General features: G+C 29.6%; 3 protein-coding genes. All 3 read left to right on the plus strand.

The window, feature by feature from the left end; all coding sequences use genetic code 11:
* Positions 1–58: 58 nt before the first annotated feature.
* The 3 genes from BMZ74_RS14180 to BMZ74_RS14190 all read left to right on the plus strand — a co-directional run bounded on the left by BMZ74_RS14180 (position 59) and on the right by BMZ74_RS14190 (position 2,478).
* Complete coding sequence (locus tag BMZ74_RS14180) at positions 59–865, plus strand: mannose-1-phosphate guanylyltransferase (protein WP_143070195.1); 807 nt, start codon at positions 59–61, stop codon at positions 863–865.
* 60 nt (positions 866–925) lie between these two features.
* Positions 926–2,029 (plus strand): dTDP-glucose 4,6-dehydratase, encoded by a 1,104-nt coding sequence (rfbB, locus tag BMZ74_RS14185; RefSeq protein ID WP_089862856.1) that lies wholly within the window; start codon positions 926–928, stop codon positions 2,027–2,029.
* 128 nt (positions 2,030–2,157) lie between these two features.
* Positions 2,158–2,478 (plus strand): hypothetical protein, encoded by a 321-nt coding sequence (locus tag BMZ74_RS14190; RefSeq protein ID WP_089862855.1) that lies wholly within the window; start codon positions 2,158–2,160, stop codon positions 2,476–2,478.
* The last annotated feature ends 380 nt before the right edge of the window (positions 2,479–2,858 follow it).

The raw sequence follows: 2,858 nt of genomic DNA on the forward strand, positions 1-2,858 counted from the left end.
TATTTGCCAACTCTAAATCTTGAGATTTACATTATCTAGCAATATCCGTAAAATCTTAATGAGCGTTTTCTGTAAAATCTATTTTATCATCTACACCTGGTTCAACAATGATTTTTTACCAGCCGATCATTTAATTAAAGATCAAAAAAGATTTGTGGATATTTTAAGAAAATCAATTATGACTGCATCTACTGGTAAAAACTTAGTTACTATTGGTATAGAGCCAACTCATCCAGAAACAGGTTATGGCTATATTCACTTTGGTAATCAATTACATACCATAGATGGTGACAAGGTATTTGAAGTTAGAAACTTTACTGAAAAACCTGATTTAAGCACTGCTAAAGAGTTTTTGGAGGAAGGAACATATCTCTGGAACAGTGGAATGTTCATCTGGCAGTTAAGCAGTATTCTATCTAATATAGAGATCCACCTGCCGGAAATGTATAAATCTCTGGAGCGAATAAAAAATGCTTTGGGTACTGATTTAGCTCAACAGGTAATTAAAGATGAATTTGAAAAAATGCAGAGTGTTTCGATTGACTATGGAATTATGGAAAAAGCAGATGATATCTTTGTTATTCCTGGTTCTTTCGGCTGGGATGATCTCGGCAGTTGGCCAGCTTTAGAGCGGGTAAAAAAAGTAGATACTGATGGTAATGTAGTAATTGGTAAACATTATGGTATAGATACCACTAACTCTATTATTCATAGTCCTAATAAGGTAGTGACTACCATTGGACTTGATGATGTAGTGATAGTTGATACAGAAGATGCTATATTAATCTGTGATAAAAAAAGAGCCCAGGAAGTAAAAGAAATTAGAAATATTCTTCGCCAGGAAGGACTAGAAGATTGTTTGTAGAAAAAAACAATATTGCCTGATGATTTACAAATTAATGTTACTGTCGGAAGTGATATAAAAGTGAAAACATACCTAGTAACTGGTGGAGCTGGTTTTATAGGAAGCAATTTTATCAAGTATATTTTAAAGAAATATCCTGAACGAAAAGTTATTTGTCTGGATAAACTTACTTATGCCGGCAATTTGGCAAATATAGAAGTAGAAATTAATAATCCAGCTCAAAAATTAAGCTTTATTAAAGGCGATATTAATAATAAAGATCTGGTTGAATATCTTTTTGAAACAAATGATATTACATATATAGTAAACTTTGCTGCAGAATCACATGTTGACCGTTCAATAGAAGATGCTGAAATCTTTTTAAAAACTAATGTTTTAGGAGTACAGAATTTACTAAACATAGCTAAAGATAAATGGGAAATTGGAGAAAGAGAATATAAAAATGATGTTAAATTCCTTCAGGTGTCAACTGATGAAGTTTATGGTTCCTTAGGTAAAGAAGGATATTTTACTGAAGAAACTAATATTCAGCCTAATAGTCCTTATTCAGCCTCAAAAGCCAGTGCAGATATGATGGTAAGAGCTTTTAACAAGACTTATGGTCTGCCAACCTTAATTACCAGATGCTCTAATAACTATGGTCCCTATCAATTTCCTGAAAAGCTTATTCCATTAATGATTAATAATATTTTAAGTGGAAAAAAGCTTCCTATTTATGGAGATGGCCTTAATATAAGAGATTGGTTATATGTAAGAGATCACTGTCAGGCTATCGATATGATATTGGAAAAAGGCAAACCGGGAGAAACTTATAATATTGGTGGTCATAATGAAAAGACTAATCTAGATATAGTAGAGACCATAATTAGAAAATTAAAAGATATTTTAAGAGAAAAAAATGAATATCTGAAAAAATTTAGTCTTGAGCTAGATAATATAAATTATGATTTAATTAACTTTATTGAAGATCGGCCCGGGCATGATAAAAGATATGCTATTGATCCTGATAAAGTAAAAAGTGAAATCGGTTGGGAACCGACTATTAAATTTGATGAAGGTATTGTTGCTACTATTAGTTGGTACTTAGATAATTATAATTGGCTTAAAAATATAACTTCAGGAGATTATATAAATTATTATAATAATATGTATAGTAAAAAATAAGCTTTAATAATTCAGCAGCAATATTATACAATAGATTAAACTATTTCAATTTATCATTTGCTAATTACTAGCAAAATATGATACATTATAATTATCTGGAGAATACGAAGAGGGGCAGGTGGAACAAGATGTCAGAAGCTGAAATTTTAGAGACACTTTTGGCTCGTTTTGACCAGCTTGATAGCAAATTTGAGCAAATAGATAAACGGTTCGAGCAAATAGATAAACGTTTTGATAAAGTATTTAATATTTTTGAAGAACAAAATGTTGAATTATATAATATCAAAACAATACTAAAAAATCATGATAATCGATTTTCTGAAATGGATTACAACATCAAAAAGATTCATAATCAAACTGTACGTTTGAGTATTGGCCAGAGTGAGTTGGATCTGAAGATTGACAAACTTAACAATTTAAACTCAGATAAAAATATCAATAGTTTATAAAGCAATCTAATTAGTTTTCATTTGAAATGCTCTCTTAAATAGAGAGCATTTTTTATTTTGATTTTAACTTTTATTATTTTACTGCTGGAGGGATTTTTTTGCCTGTTTTTTCAGAATTTTAAAAGGATTATCATAAAAATTGCCGAAATATTAAAAGTAACATAAATAATATCTCTGAAGGAATTGATAGAATGAAATTAAATATATTATTTCCGCCAGCTAAAAGAAATTTTAAAATAATAATGCTATTATTTATAATATTAGTGGTTATATTTTTCAACACAGCTATTTGTTGTATACTAAAATTACCGGGAATTGCAATGTAGTATTCCCGAAAGTTGCAAACTAAAATTCCCTATTATTGCAGAATAAAAAAGTCA

The organism is Halanaerobium salsuginis (assembly GCF_900114545.1).
Taxonomy (GTDB): domain Bacteria; phylum Bacillota; class Halanaerobiia; order Halanaerobiales; family Halanaerobiaceae; genus Halanaerobium; species Halanaerobium salsuginis.

Coding starts and splice junctions, on each gene's coding strand:
- BMZ74_RS14180 (WP_143070195.1), top strand. CDS start 59: ATGAGCGTTTTCTGTAAAATCTATTTTATCATCTACACCTGGTTCAAC.
- BMZ74_RS14190 (WP_089862855.1), top strand. CDS start 2,158: ATGTCAGAAGCTGAAATTTTAGAGACACTTTTGGCTCGTTTTGACCAG.